The organism is Dactylosporangium siamense (genome assembly GCF_016862795.1).
Lineage (GTDB): Bacteria > Actinomycetota > Actinomycetes > Mycobacteriales > Micromonosporaceae > Dactylosporangium > Dactylosporangium siamense.
This window is the reverse complement of sequence record NZ_BONQ01000056.1, coordinates 63,705-87,889: the sequence shown is the minus strand read 5'-3', so window position 1 is coordinate 87,889 and position 24,185 is coordinate 63,705. Positions and strand designations below refer to the sequence as shown.

At 70.4% G+C, this 24,185-nt stretch carries 27 protein-coding genes; 7 read left to right on the top strand and 20 right to left on the bottom strand.

What is annotated here, in order from left to right; all coding sequences use genetic code 11:
* Window positions 1-36: 36 nt before the first annotated feature.
* A complete protein-coding gene (locus Dsi01nite_RS19460) occupies window positions 37-735 on the top strand; it encodes a sulfotransferase-like domain-containing protein (protein WP_203847612.1) in 699 nt (232 codons plus the stop codon).
* Here the strand turns inward: Dsi01nite_RS19460 and Dsi01nite_RS19455 are convergent.
* From Dsi01nite_RS19455 to Dsi01nite_RS19430, 6 genes are read right to left on the bottom strand one after another with little or no spacing between them, the layout of a single operon-like run.
* Complete coding sequence (locus tag Dsi01nite_RS19455) at window positions 705-1,619, bottom strand: aminotransferase class IV (RefSeq protein ID WP_203847611.1); 915 nt, start codon at window positions 1,617-1,619, stop codon at window positions 705-707. The two genes, Dsi01nite_RS19460 and Dsi01nite_RS19455, sit on opposite strands and share 31 nt — an antisense overlap.
* A gap of 1 nt (window position 1,620) precedes the next feature.
* Window positions 1,621-2,133, bottom strand: a complete 513-nt coding sequence (locus tag Dsi01nite_RS19450; RefSeq protein ID WP_203847610.1) for a MarR family winged helix-turn-helix transcriptional regulator — start codon at window positions 2,131-2,133, stop codon at window positions 1,621-1,623.
* A gap of 31 nt (window positions 2,134-2,164) precedes the next feature.
* Window positions 2,165-2,506 (bottom strand): cytidine deaminase-like protein, encoded by a 342-nt coding sequence (locus Dsi01nite_RS19445; RefSeq protein ID WP_203847609.1) that lies wholly within the window; start codon window positions 2,504-2,506, stop codon window positions 2,165-2,167.
* The gene (locus Dsi01nite_RS19440; RefSeq protein ID WP_203847608.1) at window positions 2,499-3,809 is read right to left on the bottom strand and encodes a hemolysin family protein; all 1,311 of its coding nucleotides are present in this window, start codon (window positions 3,807-3,809) and stop codon (window positions 2,499-2,501) included. The genes Dsi01nite_RS19445 and Dsi01nite_RS19440 overlap by 8 nt, the downstream gene beginning before the upstream one ends.
* Window positions 3,810-3,814: 5 nt before the next feature.
* A complete protein-coding gene (gene ybeY, locus Dsi01nite_RS19435) occupies window positions 3,815-4,267 on the bottom strand; it encodes an rRNA maturation RNase YbeY (protein WP_033364073.1) in 453 nt (150 codons plus the stop codon).
* Between the two features lie 24 nt (window positions 4,268-4,291).
* The gene (locus Dsi01nite_RS19430; protein WP_203847607.1) at window positions 4,292-5,350 is read right to left on the bottom strand and encodes a PhoH family protein; all 1,059 of its coding nucleotides are present in this window, start codon (window positions 5,348-5,350) and stop codon (window positions 4,292-4,294) included.
* Between the two features lie 262 nt (window positions 5,351-5,612).
* Here Dsi01nite_RS19430 and Dsi01nite_RS19425 point away from each other — a divergent pair, with 262 nt between their 5' ends.
* Window positions 5,613-6,383: a VOC family protein gene (locus tag Dsi01nite_RS19425; RefSeq protein WP_203847606.1), complete on the top strand. Its 771-nt coding sequence runs from the start codon at window positions 5,613-5,615 to the stop codon at window positions 6,381-6,383.
* Here Dsi01nite_RS19425 and Dsi01nite_RS19420 read toward each other — a convergent pair.
* Together Dsi01nite_RS19420 and Dsi01nite_RS19415 are read right to left on the bottom strand one after the other, a co-directional pair.
* Complete coding sequence (locus tag Dsi01nite_RS19420) at window positions 6,380-7,729, bottom strand: serine hydrolase domain-containing protein (RefSeq protein WP_203847605.1); 1,350 nt, start codon at window positions 7,727-7,729, stop codon at window positions 6,380-6,382. The genes Dsi01nite_RS19425 and Dsi01nite_RS19420 overlap by 4 nt on opposite strands.
* Window positions 7,726-8,076, bottom strand: a complete 351-nt coding sequence (locus Dsi01nite_RS19415; protein WP_203847604.1) for a histidine triad nucleotide-binding protein — start codon at window positions 8,074-8,076, stop codon at window positions 7,726-7,728. Before Dsi01nite_RS19415 ends, Dsi01nite_RS19420 begins: the two co-directional genes overlap by 4 nt.
* A gap of 33 nt (window positions 8,077-8,109) precedes the next feature.
* Here Dsi01nite_RS19415 and Dsi01nite_RS19410 point away from each other — a divergent pair, with 33 nt between their 5' ends.
* Entirely contained in the window at window positions 8,110-8,847 is a 738-nt protein-coding gene (locus Dsi01nite_RS19410) for an SDR family NAD(P)-dependent oxidoreductase (protein WP_203847603.1), read from the top strand.
* A gap of 151 nt (window positions 8,848-8,998) precedes the next feature.
* Here the strand turns inward: Dsi01nite_RS19410 and Dsi01nite_RS19405 are convergent, their stop codons facing one another.
* The 3 genes from Dsi01nite_RS19405 to hrcA all read right to left on the bottom strand — a co-directional run bounded on the left by Dsi01nite_RS19405 (window position 8,999) and on the right by hrcA (window position 12,076).
* Window positions 8,999-9,697: a 16S rRNA (uracil(1498)-N(3))-methyltransferase gene (locus Dsi01nite_RS19405; RefSeq protein WP_203847602.1), complete on the bottom strand. Its 699-nt coding sequence runs from the start codon at window positions 9,695-9,697 to the stop codon at window positions 8,999-9,001.
* A 199-nt stretch (window positions 9,698-9,896) separates the two neighbouring features.
* The gene (gene dnaJ, locus Dsi01nite_RS19400) at window positions 9,897-11,021 is read right to left on the bottom strand and encodes a molecular chaperone DnaJ (protein WP_203847601.1); all 1,125 of its coding nucleotides are present in this window, start codon (window positions 11,019-11,021) and stop codon (window positions 9,897-9,899) included.
* 32 nt (window positions 11,022-11,053) lie between these two features.
* Window positions 11,054-12,076: a heat-inducible transcriptional repressor HrcA gene (hrcA, locus tag Dsi01nite_RS19395; protein ID WP_203847600.1), complete on the bottom strand. Its 1,023-nt coding sequence runs from the start codon at window positions 12,074-12,076 to the stop codon at window positions 11,054-11,056.
* 186 nt (window positions 12,077-12,262) lie between these two features.
* On the opposite strand from hrcA, the gene Dsi01nite_RS19390 reads away from it, so the two are divergent.
* Entirely contained in the window at window positions 12,263-12,841 is a 579-nt protein-coding gene (locus Dsi01nite_RS19390) for a DUF4870 domain-containing protein (protein ID WP_203847599.1), read from the top strand.
* A 43-nt stretch (window positions 12,842-12,884) separates the two neighbouring features.
* On the opposite strand, the gene hemW is transcribed toward Dsi01nite_RS19390, so the two are convergent.
* Window positions 12,885-14,084: a radical SAM family heme chaperone HemW gene (gene hemW / locus Dsi01nite_RS19385; protein WP_203847598.1), complete on the bottom strand. Its 1,200-nt coding sequence runs from the start codon at window positions 14,082-14,084 to the stop codon at window positions 12,885-12,887.
* A 17-nt stretch (window positions 14,085-14,101) separates the two neighbouring features.
* Here hemW and Dsi01nite_RS19380 point away from each other — a divergent pair, with 17 nt between their 5' ends.
* The 3 genes from Dsi01nite_RS19380 (at window position 14,102) to Dsi01nite_RS19370 (ending at window position 16,932) form a co-directional block, all read left to right on the top strand.
* Entirely contained in the window at window positions 14,102-14,878 is a 777-nt protein-coding gene (locus Dsi01nite_RS19380; RefSeq protein ID WP_203847597.1) for an enoyl-CoA hydratase-related protein, read from the top strand.
* An 87-nt stretch (window positions 14,879-14,965) separates the two neighbouring features.
* A complete protein-coding gene (locus Dsi01nite_RS19375; protein ID WP_373318797.1) occupies window positions 14,966-15,865 on the top strand; it encodes a VldE C-terminal domain-containing protein in 900 nt (299 codons plus the stop codon).
* A 146-nt stretch (window positions 15,866-16,011) separates the two neighbouring features.
* Window positions 16,012-16,932, top strand: a complete 921-nt coding sequence (locus Dsi01nite_RS19370) for a phytanoyl-CoA dioxygenase family protein (protein WP_203847595.1) — start codon at window positions 16,012-16,014, stop codon at window positions 16,930-16,932.
* Between the two features lie 191 nt (window positions 16,933-17,123).
* On the opposite strand, the gene Dsi01nite_RS19365 is transcribed toward Dsi01nite_RS19370, so the two are convergent.
* From Dsi01nite_RS19365 to Dsi01nite_RS19330, 8 genes are all read right to left on the bottom strand, one after another.
* The gene (locus tag Dsi01nite_RS19365; protein ID WP_203847594.1) at window positions 17,124-17,405 is read right to left on the bottom strand and encodes a GlsB/YeaQ/YmgE family stress response membrane protein; all 282 of its coding nucleotides are present in this window, start codon (window positions 17,403-17,405) and stop codon (window positions 17,124-17,126) included.
* Between the two features lie 68 nt (window positions 17,406-17,473).
* Complete coding sequence (locus tag Dsi01nite_RS19360; RefSeq protein WP_203847593.1) at window positions 17,474-17,932, bottom strand: NUDIX hydrolase; 459 nt, start codon at window positions 17,930-17,932, stop codon at window positions 17,474-17,476.
* Window positions 17,933-17,973: 41 nt separating this feature from the next.
* Window positions 17,974-19,851: a translation elongation factor 4 gene (gene lepA, locus Dsi01nite_RS19355; RefSeq protein WP_203847592.1), complete on the bottom strand. Its 1,878-nt coding sequence runs from the start codon at window positions 19,849-19,851 to the stop codon at window positions 17,974-17,976.
* A gap of 135 nt (window positions 19,852-19,986) precedes the next feature.
* A complete protein-coding gene (locus Dsi01nite_RS19350; RefSeq protein WP_203847591.1) occupies window positions 19,987-20,541 on the bottom strand; it encodes a type III secretion system chaperone family protein in 555 nt (184 codons plus the stop codon).
* A 170-nt stretch (window positions 20,542-20,711) separates the two neighbouring features.
* Entirely contained in the window at window positions 20,712-21,344 is a 633-nt protein-coding gene (locus Dsi01nite_RS19345; protein ID WP_308442068.1) for a DUF8185 domain-containing protein, read from the bottom strand.
* Window positions 21,332-21,733, bottom strand: coding sequence for an acyl-CoA thioesterase (locus Dsi01nite_RS19340; protein ID WP_239136000.1), 402 nt, complete (start codon window positions 21,731-21,733; stop codon window positions 21,332-21,334). The genes Dsi01nite_RS19345 and Dsi01nite_RS19340 overlap by 13 nt, the downstream gene beginning before the upstream one ends.
* A 1-nt stretch (window position 21,734) precedes the next feature.
* Window positions 21,735-23,414 carry an energy-dependent translational throttle protein EttA gene (gene ettA, locus Dsi01nite_RS19335; RefSeq protein ID WP_203847590.1) on the bottom strand — a complete coding sequence of 560 codons (1,680 nt, stop codon included), beginning with the start codon at window positions 23,412-23,414 and terminating at the stop codon, window positions 21,735-21,737.
* Between the two features lie 81 nt (window positions 23,415-23,495).
* Window positions 23,496-24,095, bottom strand: a complete 600-nt coding sequence (locus Dsi01nite_RS19330) for a hypothetical protein (RefSeq protein WP_203847589.1) — start codon at window positions 24,093-24,095, stop codon at window positions 23,496-23,498.
* Window positions 24,096-24,185 lie beyond the last annotated feature (90 nt).

Genomic DNA, 24,185 nt, shown 5'->3' with positions numbered 1-24,185 from the left:
ACTGCCTGAATGCCACGTCGGTTACCCTCGTTGCCCATGACGGTACGAGTGGCGATGTGGTCCGGCCCCCGCAACATCTCCACGGCGATGATGCGCAGTTTCGGCGCGAGAGCCGACACGGTCGTCGTCGACGAGCCGCTCTACGCCCACTATCTGGCCGCGACCGGCCTCGAACACCCCGGCCGGGAGGAGATCCTCGCGTCCCAGCCGGTCGACTGGGCGCAGGCGGCGGGGGCGCTGCTCGCGCCGGTGCCGGCGGGGGTGTTCTACCAGAAGCACATGACGCACCACCTGCTGCCGGACGTCGGCCGGGAGTGGCTGGGCTCGGTCCACAACGCGTTCCTCATCCGGGATCCGGCGCACGTGGTCGCGTCGTACGCGAAGGTCCGCGGCGAGCCGACCCTCGCCGACCTCGGCTACGAACAGCAGGTCGAGATCTTCCGCGCGCACGGCGGCCCGGTCGTCGACGCCGCCGACGTCCTGCGCGACCCAGCCGGCACCCTGGGGCGGCTCTGCGGCGCGCTCGGCATCCCCTGGGACCCGGCGATGCTGGCCTGGCCCGCCGGGCGGCGCGACACCGACGGGGTGTGGGCGCCGCACTGGTACGCGGCGGTCGAGGCGTCGACGGGGTTCGCGGCCCACGACCCGCGCCCCGCCGACGTCCCGCCGCGCCTGTCCTGGCTGGTCGAGGCCGCGACCCCGCTCTACACGGAGCTGTCGGCCCACAGTCTCTGAGCGTGCTCCCGGGCGTGCTGCCGGTACACCCGGGCGAGGCGGGCGGTGACCGGGCCGACCGCGCCGGTGCCGATGGGCCGGCCGTCGATCGCCACCACACCGGCGATCTCGCCCATGGTGCCCGTGCAGAAGACCTCGTCGGCGGTGTACATCTCGACCTGCGACACGTCGCGGACCTGCACCTGGAGCCCCTCGGCGGGTGCGAGCCGCAGCACCGTGTCCCGGGTGATGCCCTCCGGGCAGGCGACCGCGCGGGGCGTCACGAGACCGCCGTCGACGACCGCGAACAGGTGCGTCGCGTTGGTCTCGGCGACGAACCCGCGGCCGTCGAGCATCATCGCGTCGTCGGCGCCGGCGAGGTTCGCCTCCATCTTCGCCAGGATCGAGTTGATCAGGTTGTTGTGGTGGATCTTCGGGTCGAGCACGTCCGGCCCGGGCCGCCGCACGCTTGAGGTGGCCAGGGTGAGCCCGCCCGTGTCGTACACCGGCGGCTTGTGCTCGGCGAGCACGATCAGCGTGCAGCCGGCCTGGTTCAGCCGCGGGTCCATGCCGCTGGTGACCTTGACGCCGCGGGTCAGGGTGAGCCGCACGTGCACCCCGTCGCGCATGTCGTTGGCGTCGAGCGTCGCGCGGACCGCGGCCACGATGTCGGCGTCGGCCGGGACCCGTTCGAAGCCGAGCGCCCGCGCCGAGCGCCGCAGCCTGGCGAGGTGCTCGTCGAGCCCGTACACGCCGCCGTCGTAGACCCGCAGCCCCTCCCAGACGGCGTCGCCACCCTGCACGACCGAGTCGAACGGCGAGATGCCCGGCTCGTCGCGGTGCCGCAGCACGCCGTCGACCCAGTAGCGGATGTCGGCGTTGCGGGGGTCGTACCGCTGCAGCACCTCAGACTCCTTCCTGGACGGCTTCGTCGCCCAGCTCGACCAGCAGTTCCCGCAGGTGCCTGACGGTGTCGTGCTGCAACTGCTCGGGCACCGGGGCGAACAGCCGCGCCTGCGCCCTCGTCACGGCCCGCACGACCCGCTCCGCGACGGTGACCCCTTTCGGGGTCAGCCTGACCCAGGCGACCCGCGCGTCGGCGGCGTCGGCCGCCCGCTCGACCACGCCGTCCTGCTGGAGCCGCCGCAGCACGTTGCTGATCCCGCCGGACGTGAGCAGCAGGCCGCTGGCGAGGTCGGAGGGTTTCAGCGCGTACGGCGCACCCACCCGCCGCAGCGCCGACAGCACGTCGAACTCGGCCGGCGTCAACCCGACCGCGGCCGTCTCGGCGCGCACGATCTCCTGCAGCCGCCCGGCGAGGCGGTGGATGCGCTTGCCGAGCTCCATCGCGGGCCCGACGGTGTCAGGCAGCTGGACCCGCCACTCGTCGACGACCTCGTCGACCCGGTCCCTGCGCATCCCGGAAGCCTACTGTCAGGGGCCGCGGCGGTCAGTCGGTGACGGTGGCGAAGACGGTCGCGTCGGGGGCGGCCAGGTGGATCGGGGCGGACGGGGAGACGTCACGGACGGCGGCGCGGCCCAGGGTGTCCAGGGAGGAGGCCTCGGTCACGACCGCGGCCGCCTCGAGCTTGCCGGCGCCGGACGCGACCGCGGTCGCCACCGCCAGCTGCAATGCGGTGATCGACAGGGAGGGCAGGGTGACGGAGGCGGCGTTGTACGTCCGGCCGTCGCCGTCGCGGACCGCGGCGCCCTCGACGGCGCCGATGCGGGCGCGGGCGGCCCGGGCGAGGGTGACCAGTTTCTGGTCCTCGGCGGAGAGGGCCTCAGGCATCGGCGTGCTGCCTTTCGCTGTCGTGGTTGGCCTGTTCCTCGTCGTCGGGGTCGGCCCGCCGGACGAGGAGGGTGTCGATCCGGTTCCGGCGGCCGGTGGTGCCCTCGGCGACGAGGACCAGGCCGGCGACGACCGCGGTCGCGCCGGGGATCGGCACGCGGCCGAGGGCCTGGGCGAGGAGGCCGGCGACGGTCTCGACCTCGTCGGCGGGCAGCTCCACGTCGAACAGCTCGCCGAGGTCCTCGACCGGCAGGCGGCTGGTGATCCGGAAGGCGCCGTCGGGCAGTTCCTCGATCGGGGGGCGCTCGGCGACGTCATACTCGTCGGTGATCTCGCCGACGATCTCCTCGAGGATGTCCTCGATGGTGACGAGGCCGGCGGTGCCGCCGTACTCGTCGATGATGATCGCCATGTGGGTGCGGGCGGCCTGCATCTCGCGGAGCAGGTCGTCGACGGGTTTCGACTCGGGCACGAAGGTGGCGTCGCGCATGACCTGGGCGACGGGGATGTCGCCGGCCGCGGCGTCGCCGGAGGTGCGCCGGACGAGGTCCTTGAGGTAGGCGACGCCCAGGACGTCGTCGACGTTCTCGCCGACGACGGGGATGCGGGAGAAGCCGCTGCGCATCGCGAGCATGAGGGCCTGGCGGACGGTCTTGTGCGTCTCGATCCAGACCATCTCGGTGCGCGGGACCATCACCTCGCGGGCGATCGTCGTGCCGAGGGCGAAGACCGAGTGGATCATGTCGCGCTCGCCGTGCTCGACGACGCCGCGCTGCTCGGCGAGGTCGACGAGCTCGCGCAGCTCGATGGTGGTGGCGAAGGGGCCTTCGCGGTAGCCCTTGCCGGGGGTCACCGCGTTACCGATGAGGATCAGCAGGCGGGCGAGCGGGCCGAGCACCGTGCCGAGCCAGCGGACCGGGGGCGCGGCGACCCGGGCCACCGCGTAGGCGTGCTGGCGGCCGATGGTGCGCGGGCCGACCCCGACGACGACGAAGCTCACCACCGTCATCGAGCCGGCCGTGATGAGCGCGGCCAGCCAGTCCCGGTCGCCGCCGACGGCCGCGGCGGTGACCAGGGCGACCAGGGTGGTCGCGGTCAGCTCGCACAGCAGTCGCAGCAGCAGGAGCAGGTTGATGTAGCGGGCCGGGTCGGCCGCGATGACCTGCAGGGCGTTGGCGCCGGGCTTGCCTTCGCGGGCGAGCTCGTGGGCGCGGGCCGGCGACACCACGTTGAGCGCGGCGTCGGACATCGCGAACAACCCTGCCAGCACGACCAGCCCGGCGGCGGTCGTCAGCAAGGTCATGTCACTCACTTTCGCCAGCTCTCCAGGAGACGTGCCTGCAGGCCGAACATCTCGGCCTCCTCCTCCGGCTCGGCGTGGTCGTAGCCGAGCAGGTGCAGGGTGCCGTGCACGGTGAGCAGCGCCAGCTCGTCGATCGTGGCGTGTCCGGCGGTGGCGGCCTGTTTCGCCGCCACCTCCGGGCACAGCACGATGTCGCCGAGCAGCGCGGGCTCGCCGCCGCCCTCACCGGGGCCGTGGTCGACGCTGCCCTCGTCCATCGGGAAGGCGAGCACGTCGGTCGGGCCGTCGCCGTCCATCCAGCGGTGGTTGAGCTCGGTCATGTACTCGACGTCGACGAGCAGGATCGACAGCTCGGCGAGCGGGTTGACCCCCATCTCGTCGAGTGCGTGCCGGGCCACCGCGAGAATGGTGTCGGAGTTGACGTCGACGCCGGACTCGTTGGCGATCTCGATGGACAACAACTGCTCCTGTTGGAAGGGGGCTTACCTGCGTCGCCCGCGGTCCGGGACGGCGCGCACCGGCGGCTGTTGCTGCGCCTCCTGCGCCTCGTCCCACTTGGCATAGGCGTCGACGATCTCACTCACCAGCCTGTGCCGCACCACGTCGGCGCTGCCAAGCTGGGCGAAGTGCACGTCTTCGACGTCACCGAGGATCTCACGGACCACCCTGAGGCCGCTGCGGGTGCCCCCGGGAAGGTCGATCTGCGTCACGTCGCCGGTGACGACGATCCGCGAACCGAAGCCGAGCCGGGTCAGGAACATCTTCATCTGCTCGGGCGTGGTGTTCTGCGCCTCGTCCAGGATGATGAAGGCGTCGTTCAACGTGCGGCCCCGCATGTAGGCCAGCGGCGCGACCTCGATCGTCCCGGCGGCCATGAGTTTCGGGATGGACTCCGGGTCGAGCATGTCGTGCAGCGCGTCGTAGAGCGGACGCAGGTACGGGTCGATCTTGTCGTAGAGCGTGCCGGGCAGGAAGCCCAGCCGCTCGCCGGCCTCGACCGCCGGCCGGGTCAGGATGATCCGGTTGACCTGCTTGGCCTGCAGCGCCTGGACCGCCTTCGCCATGGCGAGATAGGTCTTGCCGGTGCCGGCCGGGCCGATGCCGAACACGATCGTGTGCTGGTCGATCGAGTCGACATACCGCTTCTGGCCGAGGGTCTTGGGCCGGATGGTGCGGCCGCGACGGGAGAGGATGTTGAGGGTCAGCACGTCGGCGGGGCGCTCGGCGGTGTTCTGCTGGAGCATGCCGACGGTGCGCCGGACGTTGTCCGGGGTGAGGGTCTCGCCCTTGCGCACCAGCTCGATGAGTTCGCTGAAGATGCGCTCGGCCAGGGCGTTGTCCGCGGCCGTGCCGGTGATGGTGATCTCGTTGCCCCGCACGTGCACGTCGCTGTTGACGGCCCGCTCGACGAGCTTGAGGATCTCGTCTCCCGCGCCGAGCAACCTGACCATCGTGTGCGGGTCGGGGACCGTGATCTTGCTGATGGCCCGCACGGGCGGCTCCGACGACACTGCCGGTGCGGGGGTCGGGGTCTCGGTCATACGTCGGCCACGTGGGGCCTCAAGCACCTGCTTCCGGGCTCGCTCCTGCTGGCTTCATGTCCAGGCTCTTCATGGTATCGGCTGACCGCCCCTCCGGCCGTTCCCATTTCTTGCCGATGTCCGGTTCATTCCCGATGCAGCCAATATCCGCATCACCCGGTTCGGGGTCGCCCGATCATGCCGTTCGCGCCGAAAGTCCGGACACGCCCACTCGCACGGTGGTACTGAGGCAGGTGAACACATCGACGGGAGGCCCACACGCATGGTCGAGCGCAGCGGATACGTGGACGGTGAGCCCTGCTGGGCCGACCTGGTGGCACCCGATCTCGCCGCCGCGCAGCGGTTCTACTCGACGCTGTTCGGCTGGACGTTCCTGGACACCGGCGCCGACTTCGGGCACTACGTCATGTGCCTCAAGGACGGCAAGGTCGTCGCCGGGATGAGCCCGCCGATGCCGGGCGCCGAGCAGACCCCCGCCGCCTGGAGCCTGTACCTGATGTCACACGACCTGGAGGACACCGCCAGGCGCGTCGACGCCGGCGGCGGCAAGGTCATCGTCGCGCCGATGGACATCCCCAGCAACGGCCGGATGCTCTTCGCCCTCGACCCGTCCGGCGCCGCGTTCGGCGCGTGGGAGCCCGGCCAGCACACCGGCTCGCAGCTGTTCGACGAGGACGGCGCGCTGTGCTGGGCCGAGGTCAACACCCGCGAACCGGACGCCGTCGACACCTTCTACCAGGGCCTGTTCGGATACCGGCAGACCAGGGTCGAGGCCGACGAGCAGTTCGACTACACGGCGTGGAGCCTCGGCAACGCCGACCCCGTCGCCGGGCGGCTCACCATGACCGAGGCGTGGGAGGGCATCCCGCCGCACTGGATGGTCTACTTCGCCGCCGAGGACACCGACCGCGCCGCCGACCGGGTCCGGTCGGCGGGCGGCCAGGTCCAGCACGGGCCGTTCGACTCCCCGCACGGCCGCATCGCGGTCGTCGTGGACCCCAACGGCGCCGTCTTCACCATGATCTCGCGTTAGAACCGGAACCGGTCAAAGGTCTCCTGGCCCCTGGTGAACCGGTACGTCGCCCAGTGCAACCGCTCCACGGTGCCGTCCGCGGCGCGGGTCAGCCGCAACAGCTCGCCCGTCTCCCGGCCGGACACGGTGCGGAACACGTCCGGCTGGCCGTCGACCGGCGCGAACACTGCCGGCGGGCGGTTGGCCGGCTGATCCACCGACCGGGCCTGCAGCGCGCCGCCGTGCCAGCTGAAGACGTACTCGAAGCCCTCACCCCACCAGCGGCCGAGCACCGAGCGGTACCGCTGCGGCGGTGCCGGCGCGGGCGTCCACGGCGCGATGTCGGCCGGGTCGGCGTCGACCGCCGCGGCGAGCAGCTGGTGCGCCAGGTCGATGACCTCCCCGGCGGTGCCGGACGACCCGAGCGCGGCCGCGCCGAACGCGCCGGGGGTGCCGGTGCCGCCGACCCGCCCGTAGGCGCCGGCCAGGAAGCCCGGCATCGCGCCGTCGTGGCCGACGTGCACGATCCGCTCGGCGCCCGGCTGCGGCTGCAGGATCAGCCCGAGACCGAGACCCCGCGCCCACAGCACGTCCTCGGTCACCGCCTGCGGAGCCCGCATCTCCTCGACCGTCGCCGCCGCGAGGACCGTTTCGGCGGCGTCGACCGATTTCGGGTCGGCCAGGAACGCGGCCCACTTCGCCAGGTCCGCGGCGGTGCTCCACAGCTGGGCGGCCGGCCCGACCGCGCCGAAGTCGTCGGGCGGCTCCGGGTGCGCGTAGTCGGACCAGGCGTCGACCTGATACCCGACGACGGGCCGGCTCGGCGTGACGACGGTGTCGTCCAGCCCGAGCGGGTCGAGGATCCGCTCGCGCAGCACCTCCTCCCAGGTCCCGCCGCGCAGCGTCCCGGCGAGGTGGCCGAGCAGCGCGATCGCCAGGTTGGAGTAGTGGAACCGCCGCCCGGCCGGCAGCACCCGCTCGGCCCGGTCGAGCTGGTCGAGCAGGGTGTCGACGTCGGGCGCCTGCATCGTGTCCCAGACGTCGCCGAACGGCTCCCGCTGCAGGCCCGACAGGTGCGACAGCATCCGGCCGACGGTCAGGTCGCCGTGCGCCTTCACCGGCAGGTGCCGCGAGATCGGGTCGTCGAGCTCCAGGAGACCCTCGTCGCGGCACTGCATCACCAGGACCGCGGTGAACGTCTTGGTGACCGACCCGATCCGCAGCTGGCTGCGCGCGTCGACGTCGGCGCCGACGGTGAACGTCCACAACGGCCGGTCGGCGCGGTGGATGGCCACGCTCAGCGCCGGGACGCGCGCGTCGGCCTGGACCTGGCGGGCCAGCCGCTCGTACCGCTCCAGCGCCGTCATGCCGACAGCATCGGGCCGAGCGGGCGGCCGCCGACGACGTGCCCGTGCACGTGGAAGACCTCCTGGCCGCCGAACCGGCCCGTGTTGAAGATGACCCGGTACCCGTCACCGGTCAGGCCCTCCTGCCCGGCGACCGCGCCGCACGCGGCGAGCACCTTCCCCGCGAGGGCCGGGTCGGCGGCGGCGAGCGCGGCCACGTCGTTGTGATGGGCCTTCGGGATCACCAGCACGTGCACCGGCGCCTTCGGCCCGATGTCGCGGAACGCCAGAGTGTCGTCGGTCTCGTGGACCACCGTCGCCGGGATCTCCCCCGCGACGATGCGGCAGAACAGGCAGTCATCAGTCACAGTCGCATCGTATTCGGCTTGTAGGGTGCTGCCATGTCTGGACGCAAGGTGTTGGTGACAGGGGCCTCCCGCGGCATCGGCGAGGCGGTCGCGCGGGCGTTCGCCGATCGGGGTGACGTCGTGGCGGTGCACCACCGCGACTCCGCGGAACTGGCGGAGAAGGTGCGGGCGAGCCTGCCCGGCGAGGGGCACGTGATCGTCTCCGGCGACCTGACGGACCCCGCCGCGGTGCGGGCGTTCGTCGACGGCGCCGCGCTCTCCCTCGGCGGCCTCGACGTCGTCGTCAACAACGCGGCGGTCGCGGTCGAGCACCCGATCCTCACCGACGACTACGCGTCCTGGCAGGCGGCCTGGCAGCACACCCTGTCGGCCAACCTGACCGGCCCGGCCAACGTCTGCTGGTGCGCGGCCCGGCACCTCGGCGAGGGCGGCAGGATCGTCAACGTGTCCTCCCGCGGCGCGTACCGCGGCGAACCCCTCTACCCGGCCTACGGCGCGGCCAAGGCGGGCCTGAACTCGCTGACCCAGTCCCTGGCCCTCGCGCTCGCACCGAGCGGGATCGCCGTCAACGCGGTCGCCCCGGGGTTCGTCGCCACCGACATGGGCAACGCGATCATGGACGCCGGGGACGGCGCCGCGATCCGGGCGCAGAGCCCGTTCAACCGGGTCGCGCGGCCTGAGGAGGTCGCGGAGGCGGTGCTGTTCCTGGCCGGTTCGGAGTGGTCGTCGGGTGCCGTGCTCGATCTGAACGGTGCGTCGTATTTCCGGTGACCGGCCGTGGTTGCGGTTCGCGGGTGGTGGTCGTCCAGACCTTCAAATATTCAGCTACACGGCGCGGGGATGGTCGACTTTGACCACCCAGGGGTACACGAAGTCGACCGGATCATGGGGAGCGTGCGGAGGGGTCACCAGCCGCGGAGCGTCACCAACGGCCGAGGCGGACCGACAAAGCGGCCAGCGCGGCAGCACCGGCGGTCGACGTGCGCAGGATCTCGCGGCCCAGCCGGACCGGCACCGCGTCCGGGAACGCGGCCAGCTCCTCCGGCGCGATCCCGCCCTCCGGCCCGACGACGAGGGTGATGTCGCCGGCGAGCGGGACGGTCGACAGGGGTGCCGACGCCTCCTCGTGCAGCAGCAGCACCGTGCCGGTCAGGGTGAGCTGCTTCGTGGTCCGCGCGTCGGTGACCTCGGGCAACCAGGCCCGGCGGGACTGCTTGACCGCCTCGCGGACCGTGGCGCGCCACTTCTCGACCGGCTTGGCGTCCTTCCACCGGGCGATGCTGCGGGCCGCCTGCCACGGCACGATCCGGTCGACGCCGAGCTCGGTCATCAGCTGCACCGCCAGCTCCGCCCGCTCCCCCTTCGCGATCCCCTGCACCACGGTGATCTGCGGGTCGTGTGCCGGGACGAAGGTCGAAGCGGACAGGTCAAGATCCAGGGCGCCCTTGTGCGCCGAGACGACGACCGCTTGCAGCAGGCCGCCGCGCCCGTCGGACAGCAGCAGCGACTCCCCCACGGAGAGCCGCTGCACATTGGCCGCGTGATGGCCCTCGGGCCCGTCCAGCCGCCACCGGGAATCCGGCGGCGGCAGGGAAGGAACCAGAAAAAGCGGGAGGCTCACGCGCTCCGGACCCTCACGCGGTCACACCAAACCCGAACACACACACGTGAGTGCCCTCCGCTGCGCTCCAGGCCCTCACGCTGTCACACCAAAAACCCGAACACACACGTGAGTGCCCTCCGCTGCGCTCCAGACCCTCACGCTGTCACACCAAAAACCCGAACACACACGTGAGTGCCCTCCGCTGCGCTCCAGGCCCTCACGCGTGACCATTGAACGCGTCGCGCACCCGGGAGAAGAAGCCGCCCTGCTTGGACAGCTCAGCGACCTCCTCGCCGCGGGTGCGGGCGAAGTCGCGCAGCAGCTTCTCCTGCTCCGGCTCGAGCCGGGTCGGGGTCCGCACGTCGAGGTGGACGTGCAGGTCGCCGCGGCCGGCGCCGCGCAGGTGCGGGACGCCCTTGCCGCGGATGCGCAGGGTCTGGTTGGGCTGGGTGCCGGCCTTGACGTCGACCGTCTCCTCGCCGTCGAGGGTCTTGATCGTGAGCCGGGTGCCGAGCGCCGCCGCCGTCATCGGGACGGTGACCCGGCAGTGCAGGTCGTCGTCCTTGCGCGAATAGACGTCGTGCGGGCGCTCGTGGATCTCGACATACAGGTCGCCGGGAGGGCCGCCGCCGGGGCCGACCTCGCCCTGCTGGGCCAGGCGGATGCGCATGCCGTCCTCGACCCCGGACGGGATCTTCACGGTCAGCGTGCGGCGGGTGCGGACCCGGCCGTCGCCGCCGCAGGTCGCGCACGGGTGCGGGATGACGGTGCCGAAGCCCTGGCAGGCCGAGCAGGGCCGGGCCGAGACGACCTGGCCGAGGAACGTGCGCTGCACCGACTGGACCTCGCCGCGACCGCCGCAGATCTCGCAGGTCGTCGGGTGGGTGTTGGGCGCGGTGCCGGCGCCGGTGCAGGTGGCGCACACGACCGCGGTGTCGACCGTGATCGGCGCCTCGACGCCGAACGCGGTCTCGTGCAGGTCGAGGTCGAGGCGGAGGATCGCGTCGGCGCCGGGCCGGATCCGCGGGCGCGGCCCGCGGCTGGCGGTCGTGCCGAAGAACGCGTCCATGATGTCCTGGAAACCGACGAACGCGCCGCCCTGCGGGCCGCCACCGCCGCCACCGGGCGCCAGAGGGTCGCCGCCGAGGTCGACCATCTCCCGCTTGCGCGGGTCGGACAGCACCTCGTAGGCCGCGTTGATCTCCTTGAACTTTTCCTGTGCCACGGGATCGGGATTGACGTCCGGGTGGAACTCGCGCGCCAACCGCCGGTAGGCGCGCTTGATCTCATCGGCCGTGGAGTCCCGCTTGACACCGAGAGTCCCGTAGTAGTCCTTCGCCACTGAGTCCTATGCCCCTGACTCGTCCATGAGGTTCAACTTTGTCCCAGCAGATCGCCGACGTAGCGTGCCACGGCACGCACCGTGGCGATGTTGCCGGGGTAGTCCATCCGGGTCGGCCCCAGCACACCCATGCCGCCCACCACGATCGAGCCCGGCCCGTAGCCGGTCGCCACGATCGAGGCGCTGCGCAGGTCTTCGATCTCGTTCTCGTCGCCGATGCGGACCCGGGTCATGCTCGGCTCGACCTCACCGAAGAGCTTGAGCAGGATCACTTCCTCCTCGAGCGCCTCGAGGATGGGGCGCAGCGAGCCCTGGAAGTCCAGCAGGCCGCCACGGGCGAGGTTGGCGGTGCCGGCGAGCGCGATCCGCTCCTCGGCGCGCTCCACCAGCGTCTCCAGCAGCACCGTCGACAGGGCGGTCATCGGCGGGCGCAGGCTCGGCACCGATTCCTCGACCAGGGCGAGAACCAATGGCGGGGTGTCCACGAGGCGCTTGCCGACGAGCTTCTCGTTGATCCGCTGGCGCAGCTCGGTGACGTCGTCGGCGAGGATCGGGCCGGGCAGGTCGACGAGCCGCTGCTCGACCCGGCCGGTCTCGGCGATCATGACCACCATCAGCCGGGTGGTGGAGATCGGCACCAGCTCGAAGTGCCGGACGCTGGCGCGGGACAGGCTCGGATACTGCACGACGGCGACCTGCCGGGTGAGCTGCGCGAGCAGCCGGACGGTGCGGTGCACGACGTCGTCGAGGTCGATCGCGCCGATCAGGAACCGCTCGATGGCCCGGCGCTCCGCGGGGCTCAGCGGCTTGACCCGGGACAGCTTGTCGACGAAGAGGCGGTAGCCGGCGTCGGTGGGCACCCGGCCGGCACTGGTGTGCGGCTGCCGGATGTAGCCCTCCTCCTCGAGGACGGCCATGTCGTTGCGGACGGTCGCCGGGGAGACCCGCAGGTTGTGCCGCTCGACGAGGGCCTTGCTGCCGACGGGCTCCTGGGTGGCGACATAGTCCTCGACGATGGCGCGCAGGACCTCGAGCTTGCGCTCGTCGAGAGCCATACGCACCCCCTCAATAGAACTGGCACTCCCACTTCGCGAGTGCCAGTCTACGTCGCCCCCGCCGCCCACGGAATGATCGTCATGTGTGCGAACCGCCGCTATTGGGCTGGTCTGCGTAAAGTTTGTCCAAAAGAAGTCATGCCGCGTCGCTGGCGATAGTTGATCGGTACCCCTACCGTGGCCCCCATGAGTGAACCACCTCGCCCCGGGGAGTACGGCGTTCCGCACGACCCCAACAACCCCTATTCGACGCCGGGCGGGGCACAGTATCCGCCCACCAGCGGTGGCGGATACCCGCCGCCCACCAGCGGTGGCGGCTACCAGGACCCGAACGCCTACCAGCAGGGCTACCAGCAGCCCGGTGGCTACCAGCAACCGGGTGGCTACCAGCAGCCCGGCGGCTACCAGCAGCCGGGTGGCTACCCCGGTGCCGGCCCGGTCGGCTACGCCAACAGCGACGAGAAGACCTGGGCCCTGATCGCCCACTTCGGTGGCATCTTCATCGGCTTCATCGCCCCGCTCATCGCGCTGCTCGCCAAGGGCAACGAGTCGCCCACGGTCAAGGCGCACGCCAATGAGGCGCTGAACTTCCACATCACGTGGGGCATCATCCTGTTCGTGGGTGCCCTGCTCTCGGTGTGCACGTTCGGCCTCACGCTCATCGTGCCGTGGATCATCATCATCGTGTTCGCGATCATCGCCGGCATGAAGGCCAACGGCGGCGAGCTCTACCGCTACCCGATGACCTACCGCTTCATCAAGTAACAACCCCCGCTGAAGGGACGGACCACCGAGGTCCGTCCCTTTTTCATGGGGTCAGGTCCCGGGCGACCGCGTCGGCCAGCAGCCGCCCGCGCAGGGTCAGCACGGCCCGGCCGGCGTCGAACGCGGCACCGTCGAGCAGGCCGTCGGCCAGGCAACGACGCGCGCCGTCCAGCCCCGCCGGGTCGAGCACGGACAGCGGCAGCCCGTCGGACAGCCGGATCCGCAGCAGCACGTCCTCGAAGTGCCGCTCGGCCGCCGTGAGCACCTCACGGGCGTGGCCCGGCGAGGCACCCTCGGCCAGGCGCGCGGCGTAGGTGTGCGGGTGCTTCACGTTCCACCAGCGCACCCCCCGCACATGGCTGTGCGCGCCGGGGCCGAGACCCCACCAGTCGCCGCCGCGCCAGTACAGCTCGTTGTGCCGGCAGGGCGAGTCACGGGACCAGTTCGACACCTCGTACCAGGTCATGCCGGCCTCGGTGAGGGCCTGTTCGGCCGCCAGGTAACGGTCGGCGGCGACGTCGTCGTCGGGAAACGGCAGCTCACCACGGCGCATGCGGGCCGCGAGCCGCGTCCCGTCCTCGACGATCAGGGCGTAGGCGCTGACGTGGTCCACCCCGGAATCGATCACCATGCGCAACGAGTCGGCGAAATCCGAGGGGCGTTCGCCGGGCGTACCGTAGATCAGATCGAGATTCACGCGCTCGAAGCCGGCGGCGTGCGCCTCGGCGACCGCGGCCGCGGGCCGGCCCGGCGTGTGGCGGCGGTCGAGCACCGCCAGGACCCCGGGCGCGGCGGACTGCATGCCGAGCGAGATCCGGTTGAACCCGGCGGCGCGCAGCCCGCGCAGGCCGGCCGCGTCGACCGACTCCGGGTTGGCCTCGGTGGTCACCTCGGCGTCGCCGGCCAGACCCCAGGTGCGGTCGATGCCGTCCAGGATGCGGCCCAGCTCCGACGGCGGCAGCAGCGTCGGCGTGCCGCCGCCGAAGAAGACCGTGTCGACCCGGGGCGGCCGGACCACCTTCGCCGCGAGGGCCAGCTCGTCGAGGACCTGCTCCGCGTAGCCGGCGCTGAGCACGCCCTCGTCGGCGGTGTACGTGTTGAAGTCGCAGTAGCCGCACCGGGTGGCGCAGAACGGGACGTGGACGTAGACCCCGAACCCGGCCTCCCCCGCCGCGTCCGCGACCCCGTCGGGCAGCGCGCCGTCGCGCGGGATCGGCTCGCCTTCTGGCAGTGTTCCGGGCATTTCACTAGTGTGCCCGCATGCCACTCGTACGGTCACAGACGGCGCACGGCGTGGCGACGGTCACGCTCGACAGCCCGTCGAACCGCAACGCGCTGTCGACGGCCCTGATCGAGGAGCTCCTCGCGGCCCTGGCCGCCGCCGCCGAGGACGACGCGGTGCGGGTCGTGGTGCTCACCCACACCGGCCCCGTCTTCTGCTCCGGGGCCGACCTGAAGGAGACCGCGGCCGCGTTCGGGTCCGGCCGGCCGCCGATCAACCGGCTCGGCGAGGTCCTCACCGCGATCTGGGAGGGGCCGAAGCCCGTCGTCGCGCGGCTGACCGGGCCGGCCCGGGCGGGTGGCCTGGGCCTCATCGCCGCCGCTGACCTCGCGGTGTGCTCGCTCGACGCGACGTTCGCGTTCTCCGAGGTGCGCATCGGCGTGATCCCGGCCGTGATCTCCACCACGGTGCTGCCACGCCTGTCCCCGCGCGCCGCCGGCGAGCTGTTCCTGACCGGCGCCACCTTCGACGGTGCCCGGGCCCGCGACATCGGCCTGGTCACGGCCGCCGTCCCGGCCGGCGAGGTCGACGAGGCGGTCGCTTCGTTCGTCGCGGCGTTGGTGCGGGGTGCGCCGGGCGCGCTGCGTGGCACCAAGGCGCTGTTGCGGCGACAGAAAGCCGACACGTTCCGTGACGAGGTCGCGGCCATGACAACGCTCTCGGTGGAGTATTTCGGTTCAGCGGAGGGAATCGAGGGAATTACGGCATTCAGGGACAAAAGACCACCAAACTGGATCCCTGACGGCCTCAGCTGAACGGTCCGACTCGCCCTGACCCCGCGTGCAACCCGGGAATCATGTGGCGGGCGGGACGTACGCTGGTCGAGTTCTCAGAACGAGGAGGTGACGATGCGTACACGACATGTGCTGGCGGGGTTGGCGGTGTTCGCCGTCGTCGCGTCCATCGGTGTCTACGTGCTCGTGCAGCGGATCAGCGACCACCTGCCGCAGCTGCTGCCGCCGGGCCACGCCTGCGTCATCAACACCGGCAACGCCTCGGTCACCGCGGGCACCTCCTCGGGCACGGACACCTCGGTCCCCCTCGACGCGGAGCAGGTCGCCAACGCCGCGACCATCACCGCCGTCGGCCTGCGCCGGGGGGTGTCACAGCGGGGGCTGGTCGTCGCCCTCGCCACCGCCTGGCAGGAGTCGAAGCTGGAGAACCTCAGCGGCGGTGACCGCGACTCGATCGGCCTGTTCCAGCAGCGGCCCAGCCAGGGCTGGGGCAAGCCCGAGCAGATCGCCGACCCCCGTTTCGCCGCGAACGCCTTCTACACCGCCCTGCTGAAGGTCAAGGGCTGGGAGAAGATGCGGGTCACCGACGCCGCGCAGGAGGTCCAGCGCAGCGCTCACCCCGAGGCCTACGAGAAGTGGGTCGACGAGTCGGAGATCATGGCCCGCGCGCTGAGCGGCGACGCCACCAGCGCGGTCGCCTGCACCGTCACCGAGTCCACCAGCCACGGCGTCGAGGCCGCGAAGACCCTCACCGCCGGCGTCAAACTCGACTGGGGCAACAACGTCAGCACCGCCGACGTCGCCGACCTCGTCGGCGTCGCGCTCAAGGTCCGCGAGCAGAAGACCGGCTGGCAGTACGCGCACTGGCTGGTCGCGCACGCCCAGGACCACGGCGTCAAGCGGGTCGCCTTCAACGACATGGAGTGGACCGCGAAGAGCGGCGGCTGGACCCGGGTCACGCAGCGTGGTGGCACCGCAGCCGGACAGGTCGTCGCCGAGGTCTACTGACAGACCTTGACGTCGCGCACGACGCGCAGGTTGTCGGCCGTTCGGGCGGCTTTGCGCACTGTCCGGAGGCCAACTCCGGAGTCGGCCCCATGTGCACCTCGCGTTACCATCGGTCGTTCCCTGGTTGACGAAAGTAAGGGGAGGACATGACGTCCGCTGCACCCGACTACGGCGGTCTGACCGGCTATGAGCCGATCAGCGAGGCCGACCGCAAGGAATTCCTGGATCAGGGCTTCCTGCTGGTCCGCAACGTTCTGAAGGAAGACCACCGCGCGCAGCTCGAAGCGGCCATGGACCGGGTCTACGCCGAGGAGCAGGCAGCCGGCTCCAGCAGCATGAAGAAGGACGGGACGCTGCACCTGCTGGGCTTCCTGAACCGCGACGAGCTCTTCGGGCACCTGCTGACCCAGCCGACGCTCTTCCCGTACATGTGGGGCCTGGCCGGCTGGAACATCTACACGCACCACAACCACCTCGACATCACCCCGCCCGCGGCGATGACCGAGGCCCCCTCGTGGGGCTGGCACCAGGACGGCTACCGGCAGAACTCCGACCCGGAGACCATGGACCCCAACCTGCCGCGGCCGATGTTCTCGCTGAAGATCGGCTATGTCATCTCCGACCTGTCGGAGACCGGCCGGGGCGCCACCAAGGTCATCCCGGGCAGCCACCTGTGGAACTCGCTGCCCCGCCCCGCGGACACCACGATCGAGAACCCCGACCCCGAGGGCACCGTCGAGATCACGGCCAACCCGGGCGACTGCTTCATCTTCGACCGGCGCCTCTGGCACTCCCGGTCGCCGAACTACTCGGACGTCACCCGCAAGATGCTCTTCGTCGGGTACACGTACCGATGGATCCGCAACCTCGACGACATGCCGATCGACTACGACGGCGAGTGGTGGGCCAACCGCACCCCCGTCCAGCGCCAGCTGCTGGGCGAGGCCACGCACACGGCCAACTACTGGGGCATCAACTGGAACGGCTACATCGACGAGGAGATCCCGCTGCGCAAGGAGCTCAAGACGCGCGGCCTGCTCGACCGTTCCGTCCCCTGGCTCCGCTAGTCCCGCGCCGTTTTTCCGCACCGTTTTTCCCGCACCGTCTTTTCCGCCGAAGCGGCCGTGCACCTCACTTCCGAGGCGCACGGCCGCTTCGGCGTTCCCGCTCAACAGCCCGATCGAAGGCGACGCCATGCGCGGGGAACAGCAAAGGCCCCCAGTCCGGGGAGGCTGGGGGCCATTCGCTGGATGGGGTGTTACAGGGTGCTGCGGCGACCGCGACCGGACACACCGACCACCAGGGCCACGCCGACGGCGGCGACCAGCACCTGGATCAGCAGCTCGCCCCAGTCGACGCCGGGGGTGTCGGTGGAGACGCCGATGGCGTTCGCGATGACGGTGCCGAGCAGGGCGGCGACCACGCCGATCACCATGGTCAGCCAGATCGGGATGTTCTGGCGGCCGGGGACGACCAGCCGCCCGAGCGCGCCGACGATCAGGCCGACGATCAGTGCCGTGATGATTCCGGTGACAGTCACGGTGTCCTCCTTCAGAGCCTCAACCAGGGGGTTTTGCAGTTGCGGTTGTGCTCTTATTGCCCGTGCCGTCAGGGGACCAAACGCCCAGACGATTGACGAACCTCACGTATCGCCGACTCCATGGTGGAGAACGCGAGAGGCGGCGGATCGGACAACGGCACCCAGGCGTGTTCGGTGCCCTCGGCCGGGTCCAGGGTGATGCCGGTGGTGCCGGGGGCCAGCCGAGCCAGCCAGAAGCAGTCCAGGACGGGCAGCGGCTCGTCCTGGAACTCGTACGTGCCGATCCACGAGCCGACGAAGGCACCGAGGTCGATCTCGACGCCCAGCTCCTCGCGGGCCTCGCGGACGGCGGCGTCGGACGGGTGCTCCCAGCCGTCGCAGAAGCCGCCCGGCAGGTCCCACCAGCCCTGCTGGGGCGGCCGGGCGCGGCGGATCACCAGGAAGCGCCCGGCGTCGTCGAAAATGATGGCGGTGCCGGTCGGGCGGGGGTTGACGAAGACGGCGTAGCCGCAGGCGGCGCACTCCACCGGCGGAGCGTCCGTGGACGCCCCGCAGCGTGGGCAGTGCCTCACTTCTTCGACTTGTCCCCCGCGGGGGCGTCGGACGTCGACAGCGCGGCGATGAACGCCTCCTGGGGCACCTCGACGCGGCCGACCATCTTCATCCGCTTCTTGCCTTCCTTCTGCTTCTCCAGCAGCTTGCGCTTCCGGCTGATGTCACCGCCGTAGCACTTGGCGAGGACGTCCTTGCGGATGGCGCGGATCGTCTCGCGGGCGATGATCCGGCTGCCGATGGCGGCCTGGATCGGCACCTCGAACTGCTGGCGCGGGATCAGCTTCTGCAGCTTGCCCGCGATCGTGACGCCGTAGTTGTACGCCTTGTCCTTGTGCACGATGGAGCTGAAGGCGTCCACCGGCTCACCGTGCAGCAGGATGTCGACCTTCACCAGGTCGGAGGCCTGCTCACCGCTGGGCTCGTAGTCGAGGCTGGCGTAGCCCTTGGTGCGGCTCTTCAGCTGGTCGAAGAAGTCGTAGATGATCTCGCCGAGCGGCAGCGTGTAGCGCAGCTCGACCCGGTCGGCGGACAGGTAGTCCATGCCGAGCAGGACGCCGCGGCGGCCCTGGCACAGCTCCATGACCGCACCGACGAAGTCGTTGGGGGTCAGCACCGTCGCCCGGACCGTCGGCTCGAAGATCTCCCCGGTCTTGCCGTCCGGGAACTCGCTGGGGTTGGTGACCGCGACCTCGGTGCCGTCGGTGGTGATCACCCGGTAGACCACGTTGGGCGCGGTGGAGATCAGGTCGAGGTTGAACTCGCGCTCGAGCCGCTCCTGGATGATCTCCAGGTGGAGCAGGCCGAGGAAGCCGCAACGGAAGCCGAAGCCCAGCGCCAGGCTCGTCTCCGGCTCGTACACCAGGGCGGCGTCGTTGAGCTTGAGCTTGTCCAGGGCGTCGCGGAGCAGCGGGTAGTCCGAGCCGTCGATCGGGTAGAGCCCCGAATAGACCATCGGCTTCGGGTCCTTGTAGCCGCCGAGCGCCTCGGTGGCCGGCCTGGCGTTGATGGTGACCGTGTCACCGACCCTGGACTGGCGCACGTCCTTCACGCCGGTGATGAGGTAGCCCACCTCGCCGGCGCCCAGGCCGTCGCTCTTGATCGGCTCGGGCGAGATGACGCCGATCTCGAGGAGCTCGTGGACGGCGCCGGTCGACATCATCTTGATCCGGTCGCGGGCGCCGAGCCGGCCGTCGACGACGCGGACGTAGGTGACCACGCCGCGGTACACGTCGTAGACCGAGTCGAAGATCATCGCGCGGGCGGCGCCGTCGTTGCCCGGCTGGGGCGTGGGCAGCTGCCGCACGATCTCGTCGAGCAGGTGCGACACCCCGGCACCGGTCTTGCCGGACACCCGGAGGCAGTCGTCGGGGTCACAGCCGATGAGGTGGGCGAGCTCCTCGGCGTACTTCTCGGGCTGCGCGGCCGGCAGGTCGATCTTGTTGAGCACCGGGATGATCGTCATGTCGTTCTCGAGCGCGAGATACAGGTTCGCGAGGGTCTGCGCCTCGATGCCCTGGGCCGCGTCGACCAGCAGCACCGCGCCCTCACAGGCGGCCAGGCTGCGGGAGACCTCATAGGTGAAGTCCACGTGGCCCGGGGTGTCGATCATGTTGAGCACGAACTGCTCGCCGGTCAGGTCGCCCTCGCGGACCACCCACGGCATGCGCACGGCCTGGCTCTTGATGGTGATGCCGCGCTCGCGCTCGATGTCCATGCGGTCGAGATACTGCGCCCGCATCTGCCGCGCGTCGACCACCTCGGTCAGCTGCAGCATCCTGTCGGCCAGCGTCGACTTGCCGTGGTCGATGTGCGCGATGATGCAGAAGTTGCGGATCCGGTCCGGCACGGTCGCACCGGGACGGTTCACGCCGGGGTCGTTCGTCGGTGGCACAGGCGTCCGTTCTCCATGATGGTGGGGATCAGACCCCTATCGTCCCATGCCCGGAGATCTGTTCGAAGCGCCGCTGGTTCGGTGCCCCGCCGTTACCCGACTTGTCCGGATTAGGCGGGGCAGCAGCAAGCACCGTCAGAGCAGGGCACCCTCGTCGTGCAGCCAGTCGACGAAGCCCATCGCGACGACGGCCGCGCAGTCGACGAGCTCGGCGATGAGCTCGGGGTGGGCGCCGGAGAGCAGCGGCACCTGCATCTCGGCGTAGATCGGGAGCTGGCCACGGTCCGTGGGGTCGCCGACATAGGCCTTGTAGAAGCGGCGCGTGTGGTTCCACTCGTTGACCACCCGATACGAGCGGTCGGCCCAGTCCGGTGGCACCGTGGCGTGTGGCCGGGCGCGGACGACGAGGATCTCGTCCGACGGCCCCTCGAGGGCGAACAGCACCGCGTGGCGCTCCCAGAGCGCGAGAAGGCTGCCATCCCCATCGGTCAGGTATCGAATCTCAAGCTGCTCGAGGGCCTCCGCGACCCGCAGCAACGTCACCGGTGCGATCACGCCCGCACCCACGTCCGGGGGTCCGTCGCACACCGCGTCGGTCACCGGAGTCGGCTCCTCCCGTGCCAGTTGCGCGACGGTCGTGTCGGTCTGCGACCCGTCCGTCTGCTCGGCACGCCATGGCCACTTTGGCATCGTCCCGCGCTCCCTAGCTCCCCCGTGGCCTCCACCCGCAATAGCAGTCCGTCGCCGAGTGATTTCGCTCGGCGGTGGACCCGAAAGAGGACGGTACCCGTTCGGACGAGTTTCAGCAGCCCCCAATTTCACCCTCGCCCCACCCGTTCGGGTGAGGGTCTTACCACCGTCTATCCGATGAGCAGAGTCTTGGCAGCACGATGCCAGGCAGAGCCATATGCGCAGGCCAGGGCCGTCCATGGACCCGATTTCCGAACATCGACAAAGTCTCGTGCAGCTGCACGGTCGCTCATCGTGAACCCCATTCGCACGGCCGCCTGCACGAGCCGCTGCGGTATTTCGACGCGCTCTCCGGTGGCGGTCGTCACGACGATCGGCACGTGATCCAGAAGCGCGTCGCGGAGCACCCTCGAACCGACCGCCCGGCCCCCCACCCCCTCCGCCGCGGCGGTCCGCAACGTGTCCGCGGCGGCCTCCCCGACGCGCCGGATGTCGGCCGCCGGGATCCGCTCCACGACGGCTCCCGGGTCACCCGGGATGGACCAGCGCCACTCACTGTCCCGAAGCGTGGGAAGATCTCCATCGAGGGCCGTCAGGAGCTCACGGGCCAGGACGGTGTGATCGCCGTCGACGTGTCCGGGCACGGCCCGACTCACCAGGACGCCCCACGGCAGGTGTGACCAGAGGGTGACGCGATCGTCACCCGCCGATCGCAGCCGGACCACCGCGCCGGCGTCCAGGCGGACCGCCCGGGCCAGGAACGCCCGGGCGTCCGTGGCCCCGAGGCCGTTCAGCCAAGCCACGGGGACAGGAACTCGCGCTCGACGTCCTTGACCCGGCGGGGCCGGCCGGCGGCCAGATCGAAGGGCACGCAGACGGTCCGCGCGCGGGATGCGACCGCGTCACCGTCGAAGAGCTCGTAGGCGACGGTCAATCGACTCGCCTTGATCTCCTCCAGCCACAGCTCGATGCGCACCGGGTCGCCGTAGTCGATGGGACGCAGGTAGTCGATCTCATGGCGTGAGATGACGATGCCGTCCTCGAACGTCTGCAACCCGGCCGCCTTCGCCGCGGTGAACATCAATGCAACGCGCGCCTCTTCGTAGAGGGTGAGGAAGCGCGCGTTGTTGACGTGCCCGTACGCGTCCAGGTCGGACCAGCGCAGGGCGCAGTGATAGACGAAGCGGGCCACTTCAGTCGCGGGTGAGCTTGCGGTAGGTGACGCTGTGCGGACGCGCCGCCTCCTGGCCCAACCGGTCGACCTTGTTCTTCTCGTAGGCCTCGAAGTTGCCCTCGAACCAGAACCACTTGGCCGGGTCCTTCTCGTCGCCCTCCCAGGCGAGGATGTGGGTCGCGACCCGGTCCAGGAACATCCGGTCGTGGGAGATGACCACGGCGCAGCCGGGGAACTCCAGCAACGCGTTCTCCAGCGACGACAGCGTCTCGACGTCCAGGTCGTTGGTCGGCTCGTCGAGCAGCAGCACGTTGCCGCCGATCTTCAGCGTCAGCGCCAGGTTGAGCCGGTTGCGCTCGCCGCCGGACAGGACCTTCGTCGGCTTCTGCTGGTCGGGGCCCTTGAAGCCGAACGCCGCGACATACGCCCGGGACGGCATCTCGACCTTGCCCACCATGAGGTGGTCCAGGCCGTCGGAGACGACCTCCCAGACCGTCTTGTCACCGTCGAGGCCGGAGCGGCTCTGGTCGACGTAGGACAGCTTGACCGTCTCGCCGACGCGGACCTGACCGGCGTCGGGCTGCTCCAGCCCGACGATGGTCTTGAACAGCGTGGTCTTGCCCACGCCGTTGGGACCGATGATGCCGACGATGCCGTTGCGCGGCAGCGAGAACGACAGGTTCTCGATCAGCACGCCCCGCTCGTCGAAGCCCTTCAGCAGGTCCTTCGACTCGATGACCAGGTTGCCCAGGCGCGGGCCCGGCGGGATCTGGATCTCCTCGAAGTCCAGCTTGCGGGTCTTCTCGGCCTCGTTGGCCATCTCCTCGTAGCGCTCGAGGCGGGCCTTGGACTTGGTCTGCCGGGCCTTGGCGTTGGAGCGGACCCACTCCAGCTCCTCGGTGAGGCGCTTCTGCAGCTTCTGGTCCTTGCGGCCGGCGACCGCCAGCCGCTGGGCCTTCTTCTCCAGGTAGGTGGAGTAGTTGCCCTGGTAGCCGTGGACCTGGCCGCGGTCGACCTCGGCGATCCACTGGGCGACGTGGTCCAGGAAGTACCGGTCGTGGGTGACGGCGAGCACGGCGCCGGCGTACTTCTGCAGGTGCTGCTCCAGCCAGTTGACGCTCTCCGCGTCGAGGTGGTTGGTGGGCTCGTCGAGCAGCAGCAGGTCGGGCGCCTCGAGCAGCAGCTTGCACAGCGCGACGCGGCGGCGCTCACCACCGGAGAGGGTGGTGACGTCGGCGTCCGGCGGCGGGCAGCGCAGCGCGTCCATGGCCAGGGCGAGGGCGGAGTCGATGTCCCACGCGTCGGCGTGGTCGAGCTCCTCCTGGAGCTTGCCCATCTCCTCCATCAGCGCGTCGGAGTAGTCGGTCGCCATGAGCTCGGCGATCTCGTTGAACCGGGCGAGCTTCGCCTTGGTGTCCGCGACGGCCTCCTCGATGTTGCCGAGGACGGTCTTGGACTCGTTGAGCGGCGGCTCCTGCAGCAGCATGCCGACGGTGTAGCCGGGCATGAGCCGGGCCTCGCCGTTGCTCGGCTTGTCGAGCCCGGCCATGATCTTGAGCAGGCTCGACTTGCCGGCGCCGTTCGGGCCGACCACACCGATCTTCGCGCCGGGCAGGAACGACAGCGTGACGTTGTCGAGCACGACCTTGTCGCCGTGCGCCTTGCGCGCCTTCTCGAGCACGTAGATGTACTGAGCCACGGTGCGCCCCTACCTCCGGTAAGTCTGTGTTCGCGTCGGGTCAATCTTTCCAGGCCCCGGTGCCGGTCCCCAAATCGGGCGTCACTTCTTGGGCAGGGACTCCCGCACGTCCTCGGCGTAGTTCTGGCCACCGGAGACCGCGAACTTGTCCCTGGCGACGGTGATGGTGGAGTTGTTGATGGTGGCGATGAATATCTCGTTGCCGTCCTTGAGGGACGAGGTGACGGTGCTCAGCAGCAGCCCGTTGACCCCGTCCTCCGGCGTCTCACCGGCGCCGTTGTTGTAGAAGCTCTTCTTCTTGTCGTGCCCCTGATACCACAGCCCCTGGCCGTCGGCCTCCAGGCAGATCCAGGCCTCACGGTTGTCGGTGCGGACGAAGAGCTTCAGCGTCAACGGCAGCGCGGCCTTGGGGTCGCGCTTCTTGGCGGCGTCGCCGATGAACTGCGGGCACGGCGTGGCGGCGGCCGAGGCCGCAGCCGTCGGAGCACCCTGCGTTGTGACGGCCGTCGATGGTCCTGGAGACTGTGCGTTACCGGCGCCCGACGTTGTGTCGCCGTCGCTCCGACGACCCAGCACGAACCCGAACAAAGCCCCGATAACGGTCAGGATCAGCAACGCGAGCAGGACGACCGTGAAGGTCCTGCCCCGTTCGGGTTCGCCGTAGGCATCGTGCGAGGACATGCCCAGCAGGATCGCACCTGTGAGCCAGCACGCTGCATGCTGCCGGGCCCCTTCGGGGATCAGTAGGCTGAAAGTACGAGGGTGGATCAC